This is a genomic window from Paenarthrobacter sp. NPDC089322, from assembly GCF_040684895.1.
Lineage (GTDB): Bacteria > Actinomycetota > Actinomycetes > Actinomycetales > Micrococcaceae > Arthrobacter.
The window spans coordinates 97,786-120,127 of sequence record NZ_JBFBGW010000012.1 but is presented as its reverse complement, the minus strand read 5'-3'; the positions used below and the strand labels follow the sequence as shown (position 1 = coordinate 120,127).

General features: G+C 64.1%; 14 protein-coding genes. 10 read left to right on the top strand and 4 right to left on the bottom strand.

Annotated features, from left to right (window positions below):
* Positions 1-28: 28 nt before the first annotated feature.
* The 4 genes from AB0N65_RS13380 (at position 29) to sufU (ending at position 7,513) form a co-directional block, all read left to right on the top strand.
* A complete protein-coding gene (locus AB0N65_RS13380; protein WP_364162170.1) occupies positions 29-2,689 on the top strand; it encodes an AAA family ATPase in 2,661 nt (886 codons plus the stop codon).
* 470 nt (positions 2,690-3,159) lie between these two features.
* Positions 3,160-5,604, top strand: a complete 2,445-nt coding sequence (locus AB0N65_RS13375; RefSeq protein ID WP_364162141.1) for an ATP-binding protein — start codon at positions 3,160-3,162, stop codon at positions 5,602-5,604.
* An 80-nt stretch (positions 5,605-5,684) separates the two neighbouring features.
* A complete protein-coding gene (locus AB0N65_RS13370) occupies positions 5,685-7,010 on the top strand; it encodes a cysteine desulfurase (RefSeq protein WP_364162138.1) in 1,326 nt (441 codons plus the stop codon).
* A gap of 50 nt (positions 7,011-7,060) precedes the next feature.
* Positions 7,061-7,513, top strand: coding sequence for a Fe-S cluster assembly sulfur transfer protein SufU (sufU, locus tag AB0N65_RS13365; protein WP_364162135.1), 453 nt, complete (start codon positions 7,061-7,063; stop codon positions 7,511-7,513).
* Positions 7,514-7,548: 35 nt separating this feature from the next.
* Here sufU and nhaA read toward each other — a convergent pair whose 3' ends face one another.
* From nhaA to AB0N65_RS13345, 4 genes are all read right to left on the bottom strand, one after another.
* Positions 7,549-8,844: a Na+/H+ antiporter NhaA gene (gene nhaA, locus AB0N65_RS13360; protein ID WP_364162132.1), complete on the bottom strand. Its 1,296-nt coding sequence runs from the start codon at positions 8,842-8,844 to the stop codon at positions 7,549-7,551.
* A 148-nt stretch (positions 8,845-8,992) separates the two neighbouring features.
* On the bottom strand, positions 8,993-9,214 hold the full coding sequence (locus AB0N65_RS13355; protein WP_364162129.1) for a hypothetical protein: 222 nt from the start codon (positions 9,212-9,214) through the stop codon (positions 8,993-8,995).
* Position 9,215: 1 nt separating this feature from the next.
* A complete protein-coding gene (locus AB0N65_RS13350) occupies positions 9,216-9,713 on the bottom strand; it encodes a DUF2505 domain-containing protein (RefSeq protein ID WP_364162127.1) in 498 nt (165 codons plus the stop codon).
* A gap of 49 nt (positions 9,714-9,762) precedes the next feature.
* Entirely contained in the window at positions 9,763-11,307 is a 1,545-nt protein-coding gene (locus AB0N65_RS13345; protein ID WP_364162124.1) for an SDR family oxidoreductase, read from the bottom strand.
* A gap of 111 nt (positions 11,308-11,418) precedes the next feature.
* Here AB0N65_RS13345 and mfd point away from each other — a divergent pair, with 111 nt between their 5' ends.
* The 6 genes from mfd to AB0N65_RS13315 all read left to right on the top strand — a co-directional run bounded on the left by mfd (position 11,419) and on the right by AB0N65_RS13315 (position 22,337).
* Positions 11,419-15,042, top strand: coding sequence for a transcription-repair coupling factor (gene mfd / locus AB0N65_RS13340; RefSeq protein WP_364162121.1), 3,624 nt, complete (start codon positions 11,419-11,421; stop codon positions 15,040-15,042).
* 5 nt (positions 15,043-15,047) lie between these two features.
* Positions 15,048-15,857: a metal-dependent hydrolase gene (locus AB0N65_RS13335; protein ID WP_364162118.1), complete on the top strand. Its 810-nt coding sequence runs from the start codon at positions 15,048-15,050 to the stop codon at positions 15,855-15,857.
* Between the two features lie 116 nt (positions 15,858-15,973).
* Positions 15,974-16,774, top strand: coding sequence for a glycosyltransferase (locus AB0N65_RS13330; RefSeq protein WP_364162115.1), 801 nt, complete (start codon positions 15,974-15,976; stop codon positions 16,772-16,774).
* Positions 16,767-18,203: a glycosyltransferase family 4 protein gene (locus tag AB0N65_RS13325; RefSeq protein ID WP_364162112.1), complete on the top strand. Its 1,437-nt coding sequence runs from the start codon at positions 16,767-16,769 to the stop codon at positions 18,201-18,203. Before AB0N65_RS13330 ends, AB0N65_RS13325 begins: the two co-directional genes overlap by 8 nt.
* Before the next feature lie 46 nt (positions 18,204-18,249).
* Positions 18,250-21,225, top strand: a complete 2,976-nt coding sequence (locus AB0N65_RS13320) for an oligosaccharide flippase family protein (RefSeq protein ID WP_364162109.1) — start codon at positions 18,250-18,252, stop codon at positions 21,223-21,225.
* Positions 21,225-22,337, top strand: a complete 1,113-nt coding sequence (locus tag AB0N65_RS13315; protein ID WP_364162106.1) for a glycosyltransferase family 4 protein — start codon at positions 21,225-21,227, stop codon at positions 22,335-22,337. Before AB0N65_RS13320 ends, AB0N65_RS13315 begins: the two co-directional genes overlap by 1 nt.
* Positions 22,338-22,342 lie beyond the last annotated feature (5 nt).

Below are 22,342 nucleotides of genomic sequence, written 5' to 3'. Positions count from 1 at the left end.
ACTGCAGTCCATGGGGTTCGGGGTGCCCATGCAGGCTGAGCACCTTGTGGGCCGGGAAGCCGAGCTGGACCTGGCCACGGAAATATTGCGGCAGGAAGGTGCGGGCGCTGTTCTGCTCATCGCTGACCCCGGTGTGGGGAAGACAGCCCTGGCTGCTGAGATTGCCGCCCGCCTCGCCGGCGAAATGGTGGTGATGCGGGTTCACGGCAGCCCCGCGCTGTCTGCTGTGCCCTTTGGTGTCCTTGCGCCGTACTTGCTGGACCTGCCCGTGGAGCAGGCCACCTCCCCGGTGGCCATCCTTCGGGAATTTTGGTCCCAGTTTGAAAAACGGCGGGGAGGCGAGGGCGCGCGGCTGCTGCTGGTTGTTGACGACGCCCATGACCTGGATGAGGGAAGTACGCAGATCCTGGCTGAGCTGGTGACGGCGGGCTGGGCGCGGCTTGTGGCGACAAGCAGGCCCCGTCCGGGGCTCCCTGCTGCCTTGCTGCAGCTCTGGTACGACGGCTTGGCGGAGCGCCTTGAACTGCACCCGCTGGACAAGGAAACAGCCACAGAGCTCGCCGAGAAGACACTCGGCGGAACTGTCATGGCCAGCACGGCTGACGTGCTGCACTCCATGTCCGAGGGCAACCCCCTGTTGCTGCGCTGCCTCTTGGAGGATTCCAAGGCTGAAGGAAACCTTGTCCGACGCAACGGTGTCTGGTTTCTCACCCGTGCCCTGTCAGGGAGCGGTGAAGGCCTGGCCGAGGTGGTCCGTAACAAGGTCCTGAGGACAAGCGACGCCGAACGGGAGGCAATGTATGTCATTGCCTTGTCCGAACCGGTCCCTGCCGCCGCCTTGGATGCGTTGGTGGGCAGGGATACCGTACGGTCCTTGATGGACAGCCGGCTGGTGCTCTCCACCAACGGTCCGGGGAGCCCGCTCAAGATGTGGCATCCGATGTACGGGGAGGCCCTGAGGCAGATCGTATCGCCGGCCCGCAGCCTCCAGATCCGTCACCGCATGGTGCAGCATCTGCTGGCAGAGCCGGCCACAGCTGACGGGCTGCTCCGTATGGTGAGCTGGGCTCTGGACTGTGGTGCCGACGTCGACGATGAACAACTGCTGCAGGCAGCATTCCTGGCAGCCAAACTGCTGCAGAATCCGCTCGCCATGGCGGCGGCAGCCAAGGTGCGTTCGGAGGCGTTGCGGCCGCGGGCCCGTGCCGTGATGGCCATGGTCAACTACAACGACGGCGACTACCGCAGGGCCGCAGCGCTGCTGGAGGAGGGTGCCGGGTTCCTGGACGTCGATCCGTCCGGGCCGTTGGGTGCCGGGCTGCTGTGGGCGGCGGCGAGGGCGGGCATGGGCGACACCTCGGAAAACATTGTTGCCGATGCCCGGGCAGCGGCTGAAAGGCTTGCCTCAGGGCAGCCGGCCGAAAGTCCCGTGATTCGGCAGATCCGCCGGCACACCTTCGCGCTGGAACTGGCAGCCTTGGCCAATGACGGCCACTACGAAGACCTTGGAAAAGGACTTGAGGCGTTCGAGGAGAGCCTTCCAAGGGACGAGCCTGACTTCGTCATGAACCAGCTGTTCCTGCTTGCCATGCAGTGCGAACTTCTCACCGTGGAAGGGCAGGCAGTCCAGGCGCTGGAAAAGGGCCGGGAAGCGCTGGTGCTGCTGGATGAACACCATGACGACCTTCTGTACTTCAGCGATTTCATCCTGGTGCGCTACGCCCTGGCTGCGTTGGAATCGGGGGAGTGGGCCGCTGCGGAAACCGCCCTGAACCGTTACGCCGCGAGTTCGGCCATGGGCTTGATCACGTTCGGTGGTGACATCCAAGCGCTCAAGGGACTGTCACTGCTTCGCCAAGGCCGTTTGGAGCATGCCGGCGCGTTGCTGACACCCGCCGTGGAAGCCCTGCGGGTGAAGGATCCGCAGCGTTTGCGTCGTCTTGGCAACGCGCTCGCATTCTACGCAGCCGCAAGGTCCGGCAATACCGCGCTCGCGGAACGGTTGGCGGGAGAGGTCGATGCCGCAGCAGCCGGCGGCGCGTACGTCGAAGCGCTGGCGGATCTTTTCACCCTTGCTGGCAGGGAACACCTGAACAAGGGCTCAGGATTGGACCAGCTCCGGGCCATGCCTGATTCGGGCCCCATGCATCGACTCCCTGGGGTCCTGCTGCAAAATCTGGTCCTCAGGGCCGAGCTAGGCGACCAACAGGCCATGCAGGACATAGAGGTTACCGCCGCGTCGATGGCCGGGGCCTGGGCAACCGGCTGGCAATCGCTTGCGTCGGCTCAATTGGGTGGCGTGGGCGACGACTTCGTCAATGCCGGCAACCTGCTGGCGGCCGGAGGAATGCCCGGACCGGCTGCTGTGGCCTTTGATAAGGCCGCAGTCGCCTTTGATGCCGAGGGAAAGCGGCCGGAGGCCCGGCAGGCCGCGGTGCTGCGTGACGTCAGCGAAGCCAGCCTGGGTGATGCCGTGGTTCACGACCCCCACACGGAAGTGGACCGCTCCGTACCGCTGACCCGCCGCGAGCAGGACATCGTGGCATTGGCTGTGTCCGGACTGACTGACCGCCAAATCGCGGAGAAGCTCATGGTCTCCGTACGGACCGTGGAAGGTCATCTGTACCGCAGCTATGCCAAGCTGGGCATCCGCCGCCGGGAAGATCTTGGAGCTGCGGTCCGCAATTGAGGCCACCGGCCGTGAGTACCCTTTTGTAGCACATGTGTGCCACTTGGTTCTGTCATGCCCAAGGAATACCACCAATCAATGGAGTAACGCGCTGCCAAGGCGTGTCCGGACCAAGTAGTGGCCCCTGGAGGGACTGAGTACAACAGAGTATCGGGGCCCAAAAAGCCCTCAGCTAATCGAGTACCAACTACTGGTGTTCTCATTTCCGCCGCGCGGTTAACTGATCTTGGAAGAACGGTTAGCCCCAAGCATCGCCGGGATTCCAAGTCGCAACACCCGCATCGGTGGTCTCTTTGAGCCGATGCTCCGGCCGCCGAAGGGCGGTCCGGCCCTGGACGAAGCCGGCGGCGACAGAGTCTTCTGAGACCGAGACTCTCCCCCCAGCCGTCGCCGGCTTCTAGGCCAGGGATCCCGCAATCGCGGACCACCAAACCTTCCCGGAACATGGGACTGCTGCAATTGGAGTGTGCATGCTGCCGGACCCCTGGCTGGACGAAGAGATCGTCTCAGCCGGGCTGAGGCCACCAGCATTCCCGGACCACACACAGCTTCTGAACCTTATCCTTTCCGCCGTTCCGTCAGCGTCGACCAACGGCATCGTCGTAGCAGGCGAACGGGGATCCGGAAAAAGCCACCTCCTGCTCGCCATTAAGGCAGGCCTGCATCCCTCCCTGGACGTGCGTACGTTCACGGGAAAGCCGGAACTTGAGTCAACCCGTTACGGCGCTCTCGAGGCCGGTGCCGAAGCGCCCGTTGAACAAGTTGCCATGCCCGAACTCCACGTCCTCCGGGCACTTACGGACTCCCTGGGCCCTGCCGAATACCTGTACACGCCTCCGCCGGCAAGGCGGCGAGGCAGGCGGCGTGTTGAACCCTTGCGCCGCCGCCCGCTGGTCCTGTTGGTTGACGACATCCACTTTGTGGATCCGGCTTCCCTCGCTGTCCTGTTGCAACTGCTCCCGGGATTCGGAGCCACGTTGGTGGCCACCGCAGACAGCCGCCGTCCGCTCCCTGAAGACCTTTACCACTTGTGGCACGACGGCTTCCTGGAGCAGTACCTGTTGCCTCCCTTCACGTTCAACGAAGCCCACAGTGTGTGTGAAGAGGTCCTTGGCGGCAAGGTCCAGCGACGGGCCAGCGGACTGCTGGCAGCCATGAGCGGGTTCAACGTGGGGTTGCTGTGCTTGGCACTTGAAGACGCGCGCCGAGCGCACCTTCTAGTACGCCATGACGGTTTCTGGACGATCGACGCGCGGGCGCACTGCACTTGGCCGCGCGTGGTTGAGCACATCGGCGCCGAGAATGCCTTGCGACCTTCCGAGGAACGGCAGGCGTTGGAACTTGTCGCCCTGGGAGAGCCGGTGGCGCTGGACATCGTGGAGCGGCGTTGCGGCCAGAAAGCCGTGGAAAGCCTCCTCTCCGCGCGGGACCTCCGGCTTCTGCCGGGTCGGCCACCGCTGGTCCGCACGAGTTCGTGGCTGAGGGGCGAGGGCACGCGGTTGTCCGTGCCCCGCCAGAAGAGTACCGCGTTGCGGCTGGCCGTCGAGGAGCCGGCGCTTTCCAAGGAAACGGCGCCGGCCATGCTGCGGTGGATGACCTGGAGCCTGGACTCCGGGCTGAGTTTGTCCGACGAACTGATCCTGGCCGCGGCTCCCGCCGCTGACAGGCCATCAACTGCCGAGCTGGCAGTGCGGGCGGCGGCAGCGGTCAAAGATCCCGGGCATTTGGGCGAAGCGCGGCTGCTGAAGGCACGGGCGCTGGTCGCCGAAGGCCGGCTCAAAGCGGCAACACCGGAGTTGCAGGCCTTGACCGCAAGCGAATTGCCGGCGGAAGTGCAGGAGGACGCTGGGCACCGGTTGATGGCTTTGGGCCTTTTGGGCGCCGTCTCCGACCCCGGTCTGCAGCTCGGTATTGCCGGTCTCCGGGGCGGCGTTGAGCCTGCCGATCCCGCCGAACGGGTGATATGGAATGTCCGGCAAGCCGAGCTGCTCCTGCTCTCCGGTGCGGCACCGGCTGCGCTGGCGAGGTCGTCCGCCGCGATGTCGGCGATCTCCGCAGACCCGGCTTTGGAAATCTTCCTGCCCGGTGTACTGCTCCGACACATGGTGTGCCTCCGGTATAACCTTGCCTGGGACGAGCTGGATTCCCTCGTGAAATGCCGGTGGGATTACGCGGTACCGGCCCACCTTGCGTGGTGCATGGAGGTTGCCCGGGGGTACGGGCAGCTGAGCCAGGGACTTCCGCTCGCAGCCCGGGGCACCTTGGAGCCTGTGGTCGCTGAACTGCACGACGCCGGCCTGCCGCCTGTATCGTGGTTGGCGTCGTCGCTGCTGGCCTACTCGGAAGCGATGTGCGGCGAGCTTGAGCAGGCCATGTCACGGGTCGACCCGGTCCCGGCGGCAACCGAGGACGTGAAAGGCAAAGACCTCCTCCATCAACTCAGCGCTCTGTTTGCTGCGGCCGCACGCGACACGTCGTCTTCGCAACGTGGACACCTTTTTGATTTGGCCGAAGACTTCCACAAGGGGCAAAGCCCTTTGCTGGAAGCCGAGGCGTTGTCCCTCCTGACGCTCAATGCGAGCAGTACCGCCGTCGACGATCTTGTCCTGCAGCGCCGCCTGGGTGAGCTGAGCCGCGCCGTGGAGGGTGCGGGCGGAGCGTCGATGAGTGCCTTTGCTTCCGCTTTGCTGGGTAACGATCCCAGGACGCTGGAGTCGGCCGGGCGCAGCCTGTCCACGGACCGGCAGTTCGCGCAGTCCGCCGTGTGCTATTCGCGGGCTGCCACTGGCTATGAGGCACGGATGCGCAGCGCAGCAAGCCGCCGCGCGATGGTGATGCGCGGGCGCCTGCAGGCCGTCTTTGAAAGCGCGGATGTTCCTTCCCCGGGATGGTTGCCGGGGACGGCCGGCCGTTGACGTGCTGCACGGCACATCCCGGGGGACGGTTCACCGTGGGATAATTGAGTGTCCCTGAAGGATCCCCAAGGAGCGCCCCTTTGACCGTCGTATCAACGCCCGCCTCGCTGCAGCAGTCCGTGCCCGCCATGGACAATGCCGAGGTCTTGCGGATCCGGAACGACTTTCCCGTCCTGGACCAGCTCGTCAACGGCAAGCCGCTGGTCTACTTGGATTCCGGGGCAACTTCGCAGAACCCCCTGAGCGTCATCGAGGCTGAGCAGGAGTTCTACGAGCAACGCAACGCAGCAGTTCACCGTGGAGCGCACCACCTAGCGGTAGAGGCCACGGATTCTTTTGAGGGCGCCCGGCAGACCGTTGCGGACTTCATCGGGGCCCGGTACGAGGAAACCGTGTGGACTTCCAACGCCACCGAGGGCCTCAACCTCATCAGCTACGCCCTCTCCAACGTCGCCTTGTGGGCTGCCCAGGGTCGCGGCAGTTCGACGCTCAAGGATCTGGCGATCGGTCCGGGCGACGAAATCGTGGTCACGGAGATGGAGCACCACGCCAACCTGATCCCGTGGCAGGAACTGGCTTTCCGGACCGGCGCCACGCTCAAGTTCATTCCCATCACGGACCAAGGTGCCCTGCAGCTCGACGCCGCCGCTCACATCCTTGGGGAGCGGACCCGCCTGCTTGCCTTCACCCATGCTTCCAACGTGCTTGGCACCATTAACCCCGTCCGGGAGCTCGTGGCGCTGGCCCGCGAGGTGGGTGCCTTGGTGGTTCTGGACGCGTGCCAGTCCGTGCCGCACATGCCCATCGACGTCAAGGAACTTGACGTCGACTTCGCGGTTTTCTCGGGGCACAAGATGCTGGCACCTACGGGTGTCGGGGTCCTGTACGGCAAGCAAGAGCTGCTGGACGTGCTGCCGCCGTTCCTCACCGGCGGCTCGATGATCACCACGGTCACCATGGAACGCGCGGAGTACCTCCCTGCACCCCAACGCTTCGAGGCCGGCACCCAGCGCATTTCCCAAGCGGTGGCACTCGCCACAGCTGTCAACTACTTGTCAGAGACCGGCATCGACCGCATCCACGCGTGGGAGGCTTTCCTTGGGCAGCGCCTGGTGAAGGGCTTGGAAAGTATCGACGGAATCCGCGTTGTGGGTCCGGCATCCGGGGCCGAGCGGATTGGACTTGCTGCCTTCGATGTTGCCGGCGTCCACGCGCACGACGTCGGACAGTTCCTTGACGATCGGGGGATCGCTGTCCGCGTGGGCCACCATTGCGCCCAGCCGCTCCACCGCCGCTTGGGCCTGACCGCCACAACCCGGGCGAGCACCTACCTTTACAACACCACGGACGACGTCGATGCGTTCCTGGACGCCGTTTCCGGAGTCCGGGCCTATTTCCAGGCCTGATCCCGCCGGACCAGGGACCATCACACTTCCACGAACAGGCAACTTTCACCATGAGTCTTGACCAGCTGTACCAGCAGATCATCCTTGACCATTCCAAGCAGCGACACGGCAGCGGACTCGCCGGGACCGAGGCTCCCCCCGGAACAGTTACGGGCCAGTCGCACCAGCTCAACCCGGTGTGCGGGGATGAGGTAACGCTTCGCCTTGCAGTCTCGGACGGGACCGTCCGGCAGATCAGTTGGGACGGTGCGGGCTGCTCCATCTCCATGGCGTCAGCGTCGGTGTTGACGGACCTCGCGGAGGGCATGTCCGTTCAGGAATTGCACACCGTGATTGATAACTTCCGGGATGTCCTGCGTTCCCGCGGAAAAGTCCAGGCAGACCCCGAAATCCTGGGGGACGCAGCTGCGTTCGAAGGTGTGGCCCGTTATGCCGCCCGGGTCAAGTGCGCCATGATTTCCTGGGTGGCCGCTGAGGACGCCCTCAACCAGGCCACCGCCTAGCTCCCAGCGGGCAGGTCCCCGCAAGTACCTCCCCGTCAGGTGCGGGAAAAGACGTCCGGTACGCCATCGCCGTCGTCGTCCCGCTGCTCTTCTGCCGCCACCAGCCGGTACCGCTGGTTACGGGCTTTTAGCACGACGGCGGCAAGCAACGCCGAGATCAGGGAACCTGCCAGGATGGCCACCTTGGCGTGGTCGTTGTGAGCCGAACCTGCCCCGAAGCTCAACTCGCCGATCAGCAGTGACACGGTGAACCCGATGCCGGCCAGGAGTGCCAGGCCGAACAGGTCGATCCAGGCGATGCTGGAGTCCAGGCTGGCGCGGGTCGTCTTGGTGACCAGGTAGGTGGTGCCGAAAACGCCCACGGCCTTGCCCGCAACCAATGCGGCCACTACACCTACAGCAACAGGGTCGGTGAAAGCGGCAGCCATGCCGTCGAATCCGCCCAAGGCAACGCCAGCGGAGAAGAAGGCGAAGACAGGCACGGCGAAGCCCGCGGAGAAGGGGCGCAAACGGTGTTCAAAGTGCTCGGCGAGTCCCTCGGCGGGTTCGTCCTTCCTGCCGCTGCTGACCACCGGCACGGCAAAGCCAAGGAGAACACCGGCCACTGTGGCGTGGATTCCGGACGCGTGGACGAAACCCCACGTCGCCAGGGCGAGGGGGAGCAACAGGTACCAGCTTCGGATGCGTTTTTGGACGAGGAGCGTGAAGAGTCCAAGAGGGACCAGCGCAGCCAACAACATGAGCGGCTGCAGGCCCGTGGAATAAAAGAAGGCGATGATGCCGATGGCGATGAGGTCGTCCACCACGGCAAGGGTGAGCAGGAAAGTCCTTAACGCTGCCGGGAGATGCGTGTTGATGACAGCGAGCACGGCCAAGGCGAAGGCGATGTCTGTTGCCGTAGGGATTGCCCAGCCCTTGAGCGTTTCCGTGGCGGAGCCCAGGTTGAAGAGCACGTAAATCAGCGCAGGGACCACCACGCCGCCCACCGCTGCCGCAACCGGGACGACTGCCCGGGCTGGCCTGCGGAGTTCCCCGGCTACGAACTCCCGTTTGAGTTCAAGGCCTGCCAGGAAGAAGAAGACAGCGAGCAGGCCGTCGGAGGCCCAGTGGCCGAGGCTAAGCTCCAGATGCAAGGGTTCGTAGCCCAGTTTGAGGTCGCGAAGTGCGAAGTAGCCGTCAGCTGCGGCCGAGTTGGCCCAGATGAGGGCGACAACCGTGGCTGCCAGCAGGAGTGCGCCGCCCACGGTTTCAGTCCGGAGGATCGCGAGGATCCGGCGGTACTCGGGGTAGGTGGAGCGGGAGAAGACGGTGGTAGCCGGGCGTTCAGCCACAGTGGCTCCTTGCGGTAGTCGGGTATCACGAATCAACCGCCGACCAGGCTTCCCGGCACACCAGTCACCCATTCTACCCAACTGAGTCGCAGTAGTGCGCGTTTTGGACGTGCAAAACGTGCTCTGCTGCGACTCAGTTGGGTGAAACTTAGGCGACGAGGCCCACGACGCCGATAATCGCCGTCGCGAGTCCCAGCACCATGGACACGGTCACCAGGACGACGTGCACAGTGAGGAACTTGGTGGCCTTGCCTGAAGCGTCGCGGGCGCGGGGGTCCTTCATGACACGCTTAAGGAACTGCGGCCAGACGACCAAGGACCAGACGCCCGCCACGATCAGGATGATCGCGAGGATCGCGGGAATTTCCACGTTAGTGGCTTTCGAGCCAGGCCTGTGCCTGCTGCGACTGGATGTTCAGTGCCTTGCCGACCATTGGCTCCGCAGCGTCGGCGATCTTGCCGCCCAGGAACGGAACCGAGGACGTGACGTTGCCCTCGAGCTCGATCCGGGTGCTGCCACCTTCGGCCACGAGGCGCTGCACAGCGGTGACATCGAGGGGAGCGCCGGCAACCTTGAGTGCGATGTTGCTGGTGCGCGAGCCATCAGCGGCCGGCGCCTCCCACTTCTCGGTCTGGGTGACCTTCAAGGTTTCGCCAACGAACTTGCGGGCGATGTCCGGCAGCCGCGTGGTGGGCAGTGTCCGGACGGTGGTGGTGGTGAAGGCACCGGCGGTGTCGCCGTCGATCGTGAACGATTCCAGGGAGCCGCCCACCAGTTCGCTCGTGTGACGCAGGAAGTCTTCGTCAACGAATACAGCAGCTACGCGGTCAACGCTATGGGGCAGGGTGGTGGATGCGCTCAGGGCCATGGGTCCTCCGTGGATTTGGTGGTGTGGAGCTCTTTTAGCTCCCAACATCCTACGGGTTGTCGCTGGCCACTCCCGAACTCCGGGGCTCTCCCGCCTCTGGTTTTGCCTGATGTTCAGCCTGCTGTAAGGCAGTAGCCGCCGCAGAGATGTTCCTGGCCATGGAAGGGAAGATGACGCCGTGGAACGGGTAGACACCCAGCCAGTAGAGCCTTCCGCTCAAGCCGCGGGGAAAGAAAATGGCGCGCTGCTTGTAAAGGCTCCCGCCGCCGTCGGGCTCTACCGCCAACTCCAGCCATGCACGGCCCGGCGCCCGCATTTCGGCGCGGAGCCGCAGGAGGCGGCCACGGTCGATGGCCTCAACCCGCCACCAATCCACTACCTCCCCGGTGCCCAGCGTCTTCGGGTGGCGGCGCCCGCGCAGGAGCCCTGCGCCGCCCTGCAGCTTGTCCAGCCAGCCACGGACCCGCCAGGCAAGGGGCAACGAGTACCAGCCGTTCTTGCCGCCGATTCCCTCGATGACAGTCCAGACGTGCCCGGGACCGGCGTCGCTGTGGAACGTCCGCTCGTCCACATAGACCTTGTAGCCTGCCCAGTCGGGGTCGCTCGGCAGTGGATCGGCGTCGATGCCGGCGTTTGCCCACGTCGTCTCCACCTGCCCGTCCCGCTCCTTGCCCAACGCCAAGGCGACGGCACGCCGGTACGGCGTCAGTCCGCCGTCGGGTTGCGGAATGTAACGGTCGACGTCGTGCTCCCGCGACACAGCATCGTGCTGCAGTGACTGCACCAACGGCAGGGACATGGACCACGGAATGGGCGTCACCAAGGCCACCCACATCCCGGCCAGCTTGGGTGCGGGAACCGGGAGGGCGATCACCAAGCGGCGCGGCAAGCCCCGTTCCAGGGCGTACTCGTTCATCATGTCCTTGTACTTGAGGACGTCACGGGAGCCGATGTCGAAAGTCCGGTTCAAACGGTCCGGGAGCGTTGCTGCGGCCACCAGGTAGTGCAGAACATCCCTGACGGCGATCGCTTCGATCCTGTTCTTGACCCAGCTCGGGGCAGGCATCACAGGCAAGGTGTCGGCCAAATGCCTGATCATCTCAAACGACGCCGACCCCGAACCGATCACGACGCCGGCCTGGAACACAATGGAGTCCACCCCGGACTCAAGGAACACACGCCCCACGGTCTCCCGGGAACGCATGTGCGTGGAGAGCAAGGCGTCGTCCGGGTGGAGACCGCCGAGGTACACCACCCGGTCCACCCCGGCGCGTTCCGCGGCACTTGCCACAAGGCGGGCCATGGCCTCTTCTTTCGCCTCGAAACCACTGCCGGAAGCCATCGAATGGACCAGGTAATACAGCACGTCAACGTCCCGCAGCGCAGCCTCCACGCTGCCGGGCTCGGACAGGGAGTCCTGAATGACCTCCACGTCGCCGCGCCACGGGACGTCGGCCAGTTTCGGCGGCGTACGCACCACCACCTTGACGCGGTGCCCGGCCTCAAGGAGCCGGGGGACCAACCGCCCACCGATGTACCCGGTGGCACCGGTAACGAGGACCGTCTTGCTCGGCTTGTGGACAGATGGCTGCAAAGGGAACTCCTGGGGCTGAGGGGAGGGGTAGGCTGGAATGACCCGGCGTTCTTTGAGAATTTCCGGGCATTTGTGTTGCCTGCCCTTGGAACCACCCTAGGAGTTTCAGCCATGAGCCTCAACGGTCTGCGCCGTGCATTGGCGGAGGACAAGACTTTTGCGCGCGTCCGGACAGAGGCTCAGCGGCCCTATTCCGCCCGCAGCACGGACTACCAGATCAGCGCCCCTACCGGGATGCGGGCCGTGCTGTTGGCAGAGATGGCCGATGCCCTGGCGACCGAAAGTCCCGGTGCCCCCGTGGTGCTGGCAGTCACCGCTACCGGCCGCGAGGCCGAAGACCTCACAGCCGCCCTCGCGTCCTATCTTCCGGCCGACTCGGTTGCCACTTTCCCCAGTTGGGAGACCCTCCCGCACGAGCGGCTCTCGCCGCGGTCTGACACGGTCGGTCGCCGCCTCTCGGTCCTGCGCCGGCTGGCACACCCTGAAACCTCGACGGCGGCACCCCTCCGTGTGGTGGTCGCTCCCGTCCGCGCCGTGGTCCAGCCGATTGTGGCCGGCTTGGGCGACTTGGTTCCCGTGACATTGAAGGTGGGCCAGGAAAGGTCCTTCTCCGAGGTGGTCCGCGCCCTGGCCGATGCCGCCTATGCCCGGGTCGACATGGTGACGCACCGTGGCGAGTTCGCGGTCCGCGGCGGGATCCTGGATGTCTTCCCGCCCACGGAGGACCACCCCGTCCGCATCGAATTCTTTGGCGACGAAGTTGACCAGATGCGGTGGTTCGCCGTGGCCGACCAGCGCTCGCTGTCCGCACCGGGGATCCACCATCCCACCGAACTGCACGCACCGCCCTGCCGGGAAATCCTCATCACCCCCTCGGTGATGTCCCGCGCAGCAAGGCTCAAGGCGGACATGCCGGCCGCCGCCGACATGCTGGAGAAGATCGCGGGCGGTATCGCGGTGGAGGGCATGGAGTCCCTGGCACCGGTCCTCGTGGATGCCATGGTCCCCTTCGTGGACCAGCTCCCGGAGGGCTCCCTCGCGGTAGTCATCGAACCGGAAAAGGTACGCACCCGCGCCCACGACCTCGCCGCTACAAACGAGGAGTTCCTGGAAGCTGCTTGGGCAACGGCGTCCGACGGCGGTGCCGCGCCCCTTGATCTGTTGGCGCGCGCATCCACGGATCTGCACGCGGCCAGTTTCCGTTCCCTCACGGATACGCGTTCCTCTGCGCTGGAACACGGAGTGTCCTGGTGGTCCATCACGTCCCTGGCATCCGACGAGGACCTGGTCCTGGACATCGACGTCCTGAACCTGCACGCCCGTGAACCCCGCGGCTACCAAGGCGACGTCGCCGAGATGCTGGAGTTCATCGGCTCACGCGTTCGCGAGCAATGGCGGGTTGTGGTGGTCACCGACGGTCCCGGCCCTGCCCAGCGGCTGGTGGAGTTGTTCCACGATGCCGACATTCCGTGTGCCCGCGTGGACTCGCTGGACAAGGAGCCCCAACCCGGCATCATCGAGGTGACGTGCGCCGCCGTCGGACGTGGTTTTGTCCTGGACGGCCTCAGACTCGGCCTGTTGACGGAAGCCGACCTCCTGGGGCGGGCGACCGCCAGCTCCACCAAGGACATGCGGCGCATGCCGTCCAAGCGGCGCAACGCCGTGGATCCGCTGCAACTGCATGCAGGCGATTTCGTGGTCCATGAACAGCACGGAATTGGCAGGTTCGTGGAGCTCATCCAGCGGAAGGTGGCGGGGACGTCGTCGTCCGATTCAGGGCTGAGGGAGTACCTTGTCCTGGAGTACGCACCGTCCAAGCGCGGTGCGCCGGGGGACCGGCTGTTCGTACCGACGGACCAGCTGGACCAAGTGACTCGCTACGTCGGCGGCGATACGCCAGCGCTGAGCAAGATGGGTGGTGCGGACTGGGCCAGCACCAAGTCGAAGGCCCGCAAGGCCGTCAAGGAGATTGCCGGTGAACTGATCAGGCTGTATTCGGCACGCATGGCATCCCGAGGCCACGCCTTCGCACCGGACACCCCTTGGCAGCGCGAACTCGAGGAAGCCTTCCCCTATGTGGAAACGCCGGACCAGTTGACCACCATCAACGAAGTCAAAGCGGACATGGAACGCGAGATCCCCATGGACCGCTTGGTGTCCGGCGATGTGGGCTACGGCAAGACCGAGATCGCCGTTCGCGCAGCCTTCAAGGCGGTCCAGGACGGCAAGCAGGTGGCCGTCCTTGTGCCCACGACGCTTCTTGCACAGCAGCACTACGAGACGTTTACTGAGCGCTTCTCCGGGTTCCCGCTTCGCGTGAAGCCGTTGTCCCGCTTCCAGTCCAGCAAGGAAGCCAAGGAAACGGCTGAAGGCGTCAAGAGCGGCGCAGTGGACGTGGTCATTGGTACGCACCGCCTCCTGTCCAAAGATTTCGAGTTCAAGGACCTCGGTTTGGTCATCGTGGACGAGGAACAACGCTTCGGCGTCGAGCACAAGGAAGCGCTGAAGAAGATGCGCACCAACGTGGACGTGCTGGCCATGAGCGCCACCCCGATTCCGCGAACCTTGGAAATGTCGCTGACCGGCATCCGCGAAACGTCCACTCTGGCCACACCTCCTGAGGAGCGCCACCCCGTCCTGACCTACGTGGGTCCGTTCACCAACAAGCAGACATCCGCTGCGATACGCCGTGAGCTCATGCGCGAGGGACAGGTGTTCTTTGTGCACAACCGGGTGTCTTCGATCGAGCGGATTGCCGCGCAGATCCGCGAGCTGGTCCCCGAAGCCCGCGTGGAAGTGGCGCACGGCCAGATGTCCGAAAGCCGGTTGGAGAAGATCATCGTGGACTTCTGGGAGAAGCGTTTCGACGTCCTGGTCTGCACAACGATCATCGAAACCGGCCTGGACATCTCCAACGCCAACACGCTCATTGTTGACGGCGCGGACAAGTACGGGCTCTCGCAACTGCACCAGCTTCGCGGGCGCGTTGGCCGAGGCCGGGAACGCGCGTACGCCTACTTCCTGTACCCGTCCGAGAAGCCCCTCGGCGAGGTGGCCCTCGAGCGGCTCAAGGCCGTGGCTGCCCACAACGAACTCGGCGCCGGCATGCAGTTGGCCATGAAGGACCTCGAAATCCGTGGCGCCGGAAACCTGCTGGGCGGAGAGCAATCGGGCCACATCCAAGGTGTTGGCTTCGACCTGTACATCCGCCTGGTAGGTGAAGCCGTGGCCGAGTACCGCGGAGAGGCGGAAGAAAAGGCGGCCGAGATGAAGATCGAACTGCCGGTCAACGCCCACCTGCCACACGATTACGTGCCCGGCGAGAGGCTGCGCCTGGAGGCCTACCGGAAACTCGCGGCCGCGGTCACCAACGAAGCCATCGACGAAGTGCTTGCGGAACTGGTGGACCGGTACGGCGAGCCGCCGCTCCCGGTTCAAAACCTCATCGCCGTGGCGCGCTTCCGGGTTGGCGCCCGTGAAGCCGGGCTGTCCGACGTCGCACTCCAGGGAAACTTCATCCGGTTCTCGCCGGCCCGGCTGCCCGAATCCAAAACCATGCGCCTCAACCGCATGTACCCGGGTTCCCAGGTGAAGCCTGCGCTGGATGCCGTGCTGATCCCCAAGCCCAAGACCGCCAGGATCGGCGGACGGGACCTGCAGGACGCAGAGATCCTGGACTGGGCCAACAACGTCATTGAAGCGATCTTCACCGATGTACCCGTAAAGGCTGGCTAAATTCAATGATGGGAGGACACCACGCCGCGTCGGGAGCCGCGGCGTGGATAGCTATTGCCTCGACCGGCCCATACGCCTTGGGCTGGTACCCGCTTGATTCAACCGGCATCCTCATCGGAGCCATGGCGACGGCGGGCACGGCCTTGGTCTGCGATTGGGACCACCGCCACAGCACGATCGCGAATTCACTGCCGCCGCTGTCCAATGTGATCGCCGTCGGCATCGAAAAGGCGAGTGGAGGCCACCGCCAAGGGACACACTCGCTGCTGGGAGCCTCGGCGTTCGTAGTGCTTGCCGCCATGGCCGCGCAGTTCCAGATGGAGACGCCGGCAGGCAAGCTCTCGGTTGGTGCGGGCTTGCTGTGCATGTTCATGATCAACTTGGCGGCGAAGGCCCTGAACCTTTTCCCCAAGTCCGGCTGGATCACCAACTGGCTCTTCGCCCTGCTGATGGCCGGGTTGGTGACGTGGTTCGCGCCGGACCAATGGGGTTGGCTCCCGCTCTCGATGCTGACCGGGGTAGTGGTGCATATCGTGGGAGACATGATCACGGTGGGCGGTGTGCCCCTGCTGTGGCCGATTGTCATCAAACCTCCCAAGTTCCTCCGGAAATCAGTAGTCAGCGGCATATGGCGGGCCAACGGCGCGTTCTCGATTCCGCTGCTGGGGAGGGCCGGCTCCCGGCGTGAATGGCTCGTCCTGATTCCTGTCTCCGGTTACGCCATGGTGGGCATGTGCGCTTCCGCCTGGACGCTCGCCCAGCAACACTGGCCAGGAATGTTGGCTGCCTTGGGAGGCGTCCTGCAACTCCCTTAAGAGAGCTACGCCCTCAAGTCGCTTGAAGCTTCCATAAAGTTCGCGTCATGACTTGCGGCCTCCTTCCACTTCCAAACGGGCACGTGTACTCAGGATGGAAAACTTGGAGGGTTTAAATGGATTTGCTCCGTTCGCACGGCATCCATACGGGCAGTAGGAAAGGTCTTCACGCACAGAGGCGCGGAAATTCGTTGCGGCGCTCCCACGTCGATCTTGAGGTCATCATTCCGGCCTATAACGAGGCCGCAAGGATTCCCGGCACGATTACACAGACAGCGGATTTCCTGTCCGGCCAGCCATGGTCCTCAAGGATCGTCGTGGTGGACAACGGCAGCGTGGACGGAACGGGTGCCGTGGCCCGGCGTCTCTCCCGCGAGGCGGGAACTGCCGTGCCGATCTCCGTCATCGGCTGTTCGCGCCGCGGTAAAGGGGCTGCCGTACGTCGCGGCCTCCTCAGTGGCACGTCACGGTTTACGGGATTCTTCGACGCCGACATGGCTACGCCCTTGGAAACGCTGACTGTGGCGATGTCCCATCTCGAAGAGGGTGCGGCCGCGGTGATCGCCTCCCGGCACGCGCCGGGGTCCACTTTGGTGCGGCCTCAGCAGCTGGGGAGACGGGTAGGCGGGAGGGCGTTCCGTGCGTTGACAAGGACCAAGGTCAAAGGGATCTTCGATACCCAGTGTGGTTTCAAGTTCTTCGAACGGGACGCGCTCACCACTGCCATGGTGCAGTGCAGGGCCACCGGATTCGCTTTCGACGTCGAACTGCTTCTTCGGCTGCAACACCAAAATGCCAGGATCATCGAGTTGCCCGTTTCGTGGACGGACGGGGCTGCGTCCACCTTCCGGCCTATCCATGACGGGTTCGCGAGCTTCGCGTCTGTTATCCAGCTGCAAAGTCGATGCCATGACTGAAGTAGCGGCACCCCCAACAGCCGTGGCCGCACTCGCTGGAAAACGCATGCTTGTCCTGAACTGGCGCGACGTCAGGCATTCACAGGCAGGCGGTGCGGAGCAATATATGCACCAGATCTCCCGCAGATGGGTTGACAACGGAATCAAGGTCACGTGGTTCACGGGCCGGGAGGCCGGCCAATCGGCCGAAGACGAGATTGACGGTATCCGGATACTTCGAGCTGGCGGGCCTTTGGCCATCTACGCCCAAGCGGCCCGCAAACTTATCCAAACAGGAGGCAAATTCGACGCAATCGTGGATTGCCAGAATGGAATTCCCTTCTTCGCCCCGCTGTTCGTCTCCGGAAAAACACCGATCGTCCAATTGGTACACCACGTGCACCAGGATCAGTTCAGCACCAGGTTCTCCCCGCCGCTCGCTGCCGTGGGGCGGTTCCTTGAGAACAACGGTGCCAAAGCGGTGTACGGGCAGCGCGCCATTGCCGCCGTGTCGCCGTCCACGAGGTTGGAACTTCGGAAACTCGGATTCAGGGGACCCATTCACGTGGTCCCCAACGGTACCATCGACGTTCCGTTGACTGTCGGGTCGAAGGCCCCGAACCCCACCATCACGGTGGTCAGTCGACTGGTGCCCCACAAACGGCTCGATCTGCTGCTGGGCCAGTTTGCCGTTGCTGCGCGGAGCGTTCCCCAGCTGCACTTGGACGTTGTGGGCGATGGTCCGGAGATGCGTCGCTTGCAGCAGCTGGCCATGGATCTGGGCCTGGACCATGCGGTGACTTTCCACGGCTATCAACCCAACGCTGTCCGGGACAACCTGCTGAGCCTTGCCTGGCTCACCGTCTCGACGTCAGCCTCCGAAGGTTGGGGATGCTCGGTGGTTGAAGCTGCAGCCTGGGGTGTTCCCTGTGTGGCACTGCACGTTCCGGGCATCAGGGATTCGGTGGTGGACGGAAGAACGGGCTGGCTGGTGGAAACCCCCAGGGAATTCGGCGCTGCCCTTGTAACTGCCCTTGAAAAGATGGCTGAAACGGAGATCGCGCGCGATGTTTCGTCCCAATGCCAGGCGTGGGCCCGCTGTTTCACCTGGGACCGCAGCTCTGAACTCCTGGCCGCCGTACTACTGGAGGAAACCCACCGCCGCCAGGGTGCGGAGCCCACAACGTTTGCTTCGGACATGACAACACTGGCACGGTTTGAGCTCCCCGAAGGGGCCGATCTCCGTAGCGTGCTCCGCCCCACCGATGAGATCCGGGAGGTCGTGGGATACGTGGAGGTCCTGCTCAAGGGACGCGATGAATTCGAAGCCTCTGCTGCGTTGAACCGCATAGGTGTTGCCGGCGCGGAATTGCGCCCGGCAGGGCCGAGCACACTGCTCGCCGGGCCGGGAAGCGGCTTCACGCCTTCCGATGCCGTTGATGACCGGTAGCGGGGTCCTGTCGAGGAAGCAGGCAAGGACCGGCCAAGGAACCCAAGTGGCGGCAAACAGTGGCTTTCTGGCCATTTCCGCCGGGCTGGTAGGGGCGGTGAGCTATGTCTGCACACTCCTCATGGCCAACATGTTGGGAACTTCCGATTACACCCGGTTTGCCGCTGCGTCGATGTTGCTGGGAATTGTCGGCATTGTCGCTTCCGCGCTCGTTCCTCTGCCGCTCTCCCATGTCGTCGCTGTTCATCCGGCGGGGTCGGAGGAGCGTCGGGACGGCATGGCGTTTTCGGCTTTCGTCTCAGGCATGGCAGGCCTGGCGGCGGCACTGGTAACAGGGGGACTGACGCTTGCAATGGCCACGCCGGAACTGGCGGCGGCTGTCGCGTTGGGTGCTTTTGCCATCTTTATGGCGACTGCACCTGCAGGATGGCTGCAGGGGGAATTGAAGTTCACGTGGTACGCCCTGGCCAACGTCGGCGAGGTGGTTCTGCGATTCGTGTTCAGCTTGGTGGTCATAGCCATGGCTTGGGGTGCAGCGGGCGGAGTGGCGGGCTTCGTTGTGGGCGCCTTGGTACTCCTCGTAGCACCGGTGTCCTTCTATCGCGACCTGCAGTGGCGTCCCGGGGTCCTTCGGCAGAAGTGGCGTTGGGCGGAGACCAGCGATGTCGCTTTGGTCCTTTGCGTGGTGTCCGTACTCGTAGGCATCGATGTCGTGGTGGCTGGCTTCCTGGACGGGGGATCTGTAGACGCAGCGGGCTTCCAGGCGTTGGCCACCATCGCCAAGGGACCCGTCTACGTGGCCGCCGGATCGGCTTTGGTGGCGTTTCCGCTGCTCCGCAGTCCGGGCGCCCACGTAGCTCAAGTCCTTGGCGCCACGTTCACTTCCTTCGGGCAGCTCGCGATAGTGGCCTTCTCCGTCATCGCCACGGCACCCCCGATGCTGGCGGGCCTCATTGTTCCGCAGAGGTATCACGGATCCCTCGAGCTACTGCCATGGCTGGCGGCGGGTGGCCTGGGTTATGCCGTCCTCATGGTTCTCGCCACTATCCTTTTGGCTCTCCGCGCTTACCGCCGCTGCCAGCTCGGCCTCGCCATCGCTTGCCTTCTGGTGTTGGGTGGCTTGTGGGCGGGTTGGCGAGTGGATGCCGTGCGGGGCATGGGGATTGGCGGCGCCATCGGAGCCGTGGCTGCGGCGTTCGTGCTCGCGGTGATAGCCCGACGGGTCCTTGCCGTAACGGGACCGTGGAAAGGAAGCTCTATATGGGTGGCCGGTGTTGTGGCCCTGGTGGTGGTGTTGGCCGTGGCCGCTCAACTACAGCCTGTTGTGTGGTTCCTGCTGGCCGCAGCCACCGGAACAGCAGTCCTTGCCCATCAGCGGGGGTTGCTGCCCACCAGGAATGATTTCCGGCCATCACGACGGCGGCGGGCCGGCACCGCGGTCAGGCGGTCGGGCCGTCGGTCCAAGCCACCCACACCGTGGAAGAGTCGTCTTGCCTGGTTGGGAAGCCGCCTCCATTCGAGCGCCCCTGCTGCCTTCATCGTGGTGGTTGCTGTCGGGTTCGGCATTCGTGCTGTGGGCCTTGAGCGGGGCTTTGAGCTGTGGGTCGACGAAATGCTGTACGTCAGGCTCGGAGAATCCTTGAGTAACGGCGAATTCCCAACGCTGCCGGATGGGCCGTTTTTCCTCCACCCACCCGGCTACTTCCTGCTGGAAGCAGCCGTGATCAATGCCTTCGGGATCTCAGGGGACATCATCGACGTGACGATCCAGCTGCGCTGGCTCAACGCCGTCCTCGGTGCAGTCACAGTGGGCTTGGGTTTCCTGTTGGTGCGCCAATTGGCGACCATTACAGCCGGATGGTTCGCAGCTGCGGTTCTGTCCTTCGAGCCGTTCGTGCTGCGCAACAACAGCCACGCCTTCTTGGAGACATCGGCCATGGTGCCGGCGCTCGCCGGCCTCTTGCTGCTGGTGGATGTGAGGGAACCGGCAAGCCCGCTTCGCTCCTTCCGGCGCCTGGCCACGGTCGGGCTGCTGCTGGGGTACTCCATCCTGTGCAAGGATTTCTTCTTTATCTGCACCGTGGCTCCCGTCTTCGCGGCCGCCATGTGGAAGAAGACGCTCCCATGGCACAAAGCCCTTGCAGTCACGGGCTTTGGCTTTCTGCCGTACGCGGTCTACCTGCTGGTGGTGTCCCTCCATGGACATTTGCCCGGTTGGGCATGGGCCAAGAGCCACGGCCTGGTGCGTATGTCCGGTGTGGAGAAGACCACCGGTTTCACCGCGGAGGGGTCACCGAGCATTGTGTCCCGGCTCATCGAACAGGTGGGGAACTTCGGTACGAGCTATCTCCTCCTGGGCTTGTGCCCGGTGGTCGGATTGCTTTTGTGCTTCAGCCATCACGCCGGGCGGCGCCTCATCGGGTTGGCTGGCCTGGCGCTCGGCGCGGCGGGAATGTACAGCGCGTTGTTCGGCACGTTTGAGGAGCAGTACGGGTACGGCGTCATGGTGGTCGGGGCCATTTGTTCGGTCCTGGTGATCACGGAGCTTCGGGAGAGGTATCCGCGGGGCCGCCGCAAGCTGGCCGTCATCAGCGTGTGCTACGTGGTGTTGACCGTGCTGCTCGGATTCCGCACAGCCTTGACGCTTGATGACGGGTTTGTCAGGGCCAATGACTGGGTGCAGGCCAACCTGCCTCCAAACGCACGGATCAGCGTCACGAACAGCACCGGACATTTCGCCTACATGCATGATCCCCGCTTTGGCATCTGGCCGTCTGCGCCTTTGATGAAACAGAACGGCGTGAGTTACATCCTCACCCAATCGAAGCCCACGAGGCAGGGTTACGGGTACGCCAACCCCACAATGCTCGCCTGGTTGGAGGCGCACGCAACACCCATGGTCACCAGCCCGGGGCCAACCAATGGCGAAACCACCATTTGGTACGTGGATCCTGCGGTTCTTGATGCGGCTGCCCTGGCAAACGTAGGGGTGCCCTCAAAGGGCTACGGAACGGAAAGGTAATGATGAGAGTTCTGCATCTGGGCTTCGAGGACCCCCGTATGCCTGGGGCAGGCGGTGGATCCGTACGAACCCATGAAATCAACCGGCGCCTTGCTGCACAAGGCTTCGACATCACGGTGCTGACCACCCGCTATCCGGGGTGGCAGGAACGGATCCAGGACGGTGTGCGCTACGTGCCGATCGGCTTTGGTGACGGGCGAAACAGGTTCTTGCGGCTCGTGGAATATGTGCTGCGGCTCCCCTTCGAAGTGCGGCAGCGCCGGGCAACGGCAGATCTGGTGGTGGAAGATTTCTTTGCCCCGTTTTCCACCATGGCCGCACCGCTCTGGACCAAGCGCCCCACTCTTGGCGTTGTCCAATGGCTTCATGCCAGGGATAAAGCCCGGCAGTACAAACTGCCACTGCATTGGGTGGAACGATGGGGCGTCCGGAAGCACCGAAGACTCATCGCAGTGTCCCACGGAATCGGAGACAACCTGAAGACACTGAATCCGGCCGTCCATGTGGACGTCATCGGGAACGGCGTTGATCCCGCAGCCTGGAACCAAGAGCCGCGCCGGGGACGGGACGTCCTTTTCATCGGGCGTCTGGAATACGGACACAAAGGCCTGGACCTCCTTATAGGGGCATGGGCACGCTGCTGTAACCAGGTGGAGGGGAGACTCCTCATCGCCGGCACAGGCCCGGATGAAGCGAGACTGCGTGCACACGTCGATGATGCCGGCCTTTCTGAGCGTGTCCAGCTGCTCGGGTGGCTGTCCGGGGACGAAAAGTTCCGGGCCCTCAGCGATGCCCGGCTGGTGGTGGTGCCTTCCCGGCACGAGACCTTCGGACTCGTAGCCATCGATGCCCTGGCTACAGGGACACCGGTGATTGCCTTCGACATCGCCTGCCTGAGGGAGATCATCCCAGCGGGCGTCGGTTGGCTTGTCGAACCCTTCGACGTCGTGGCGTTCGCGGATGAAATATCCCGCAGGTACGCACAACCCGGCCTGGAAGCCGTGGCAGAGGAAGGAAGACGTTTCGCAGCAGGCTACAACTGGGATGCACTCGCCGACGCTCAGGCCGAGGCGTACCGCGCGGCCTTGACCTCACTTACCACAACAAGCTGACAGAA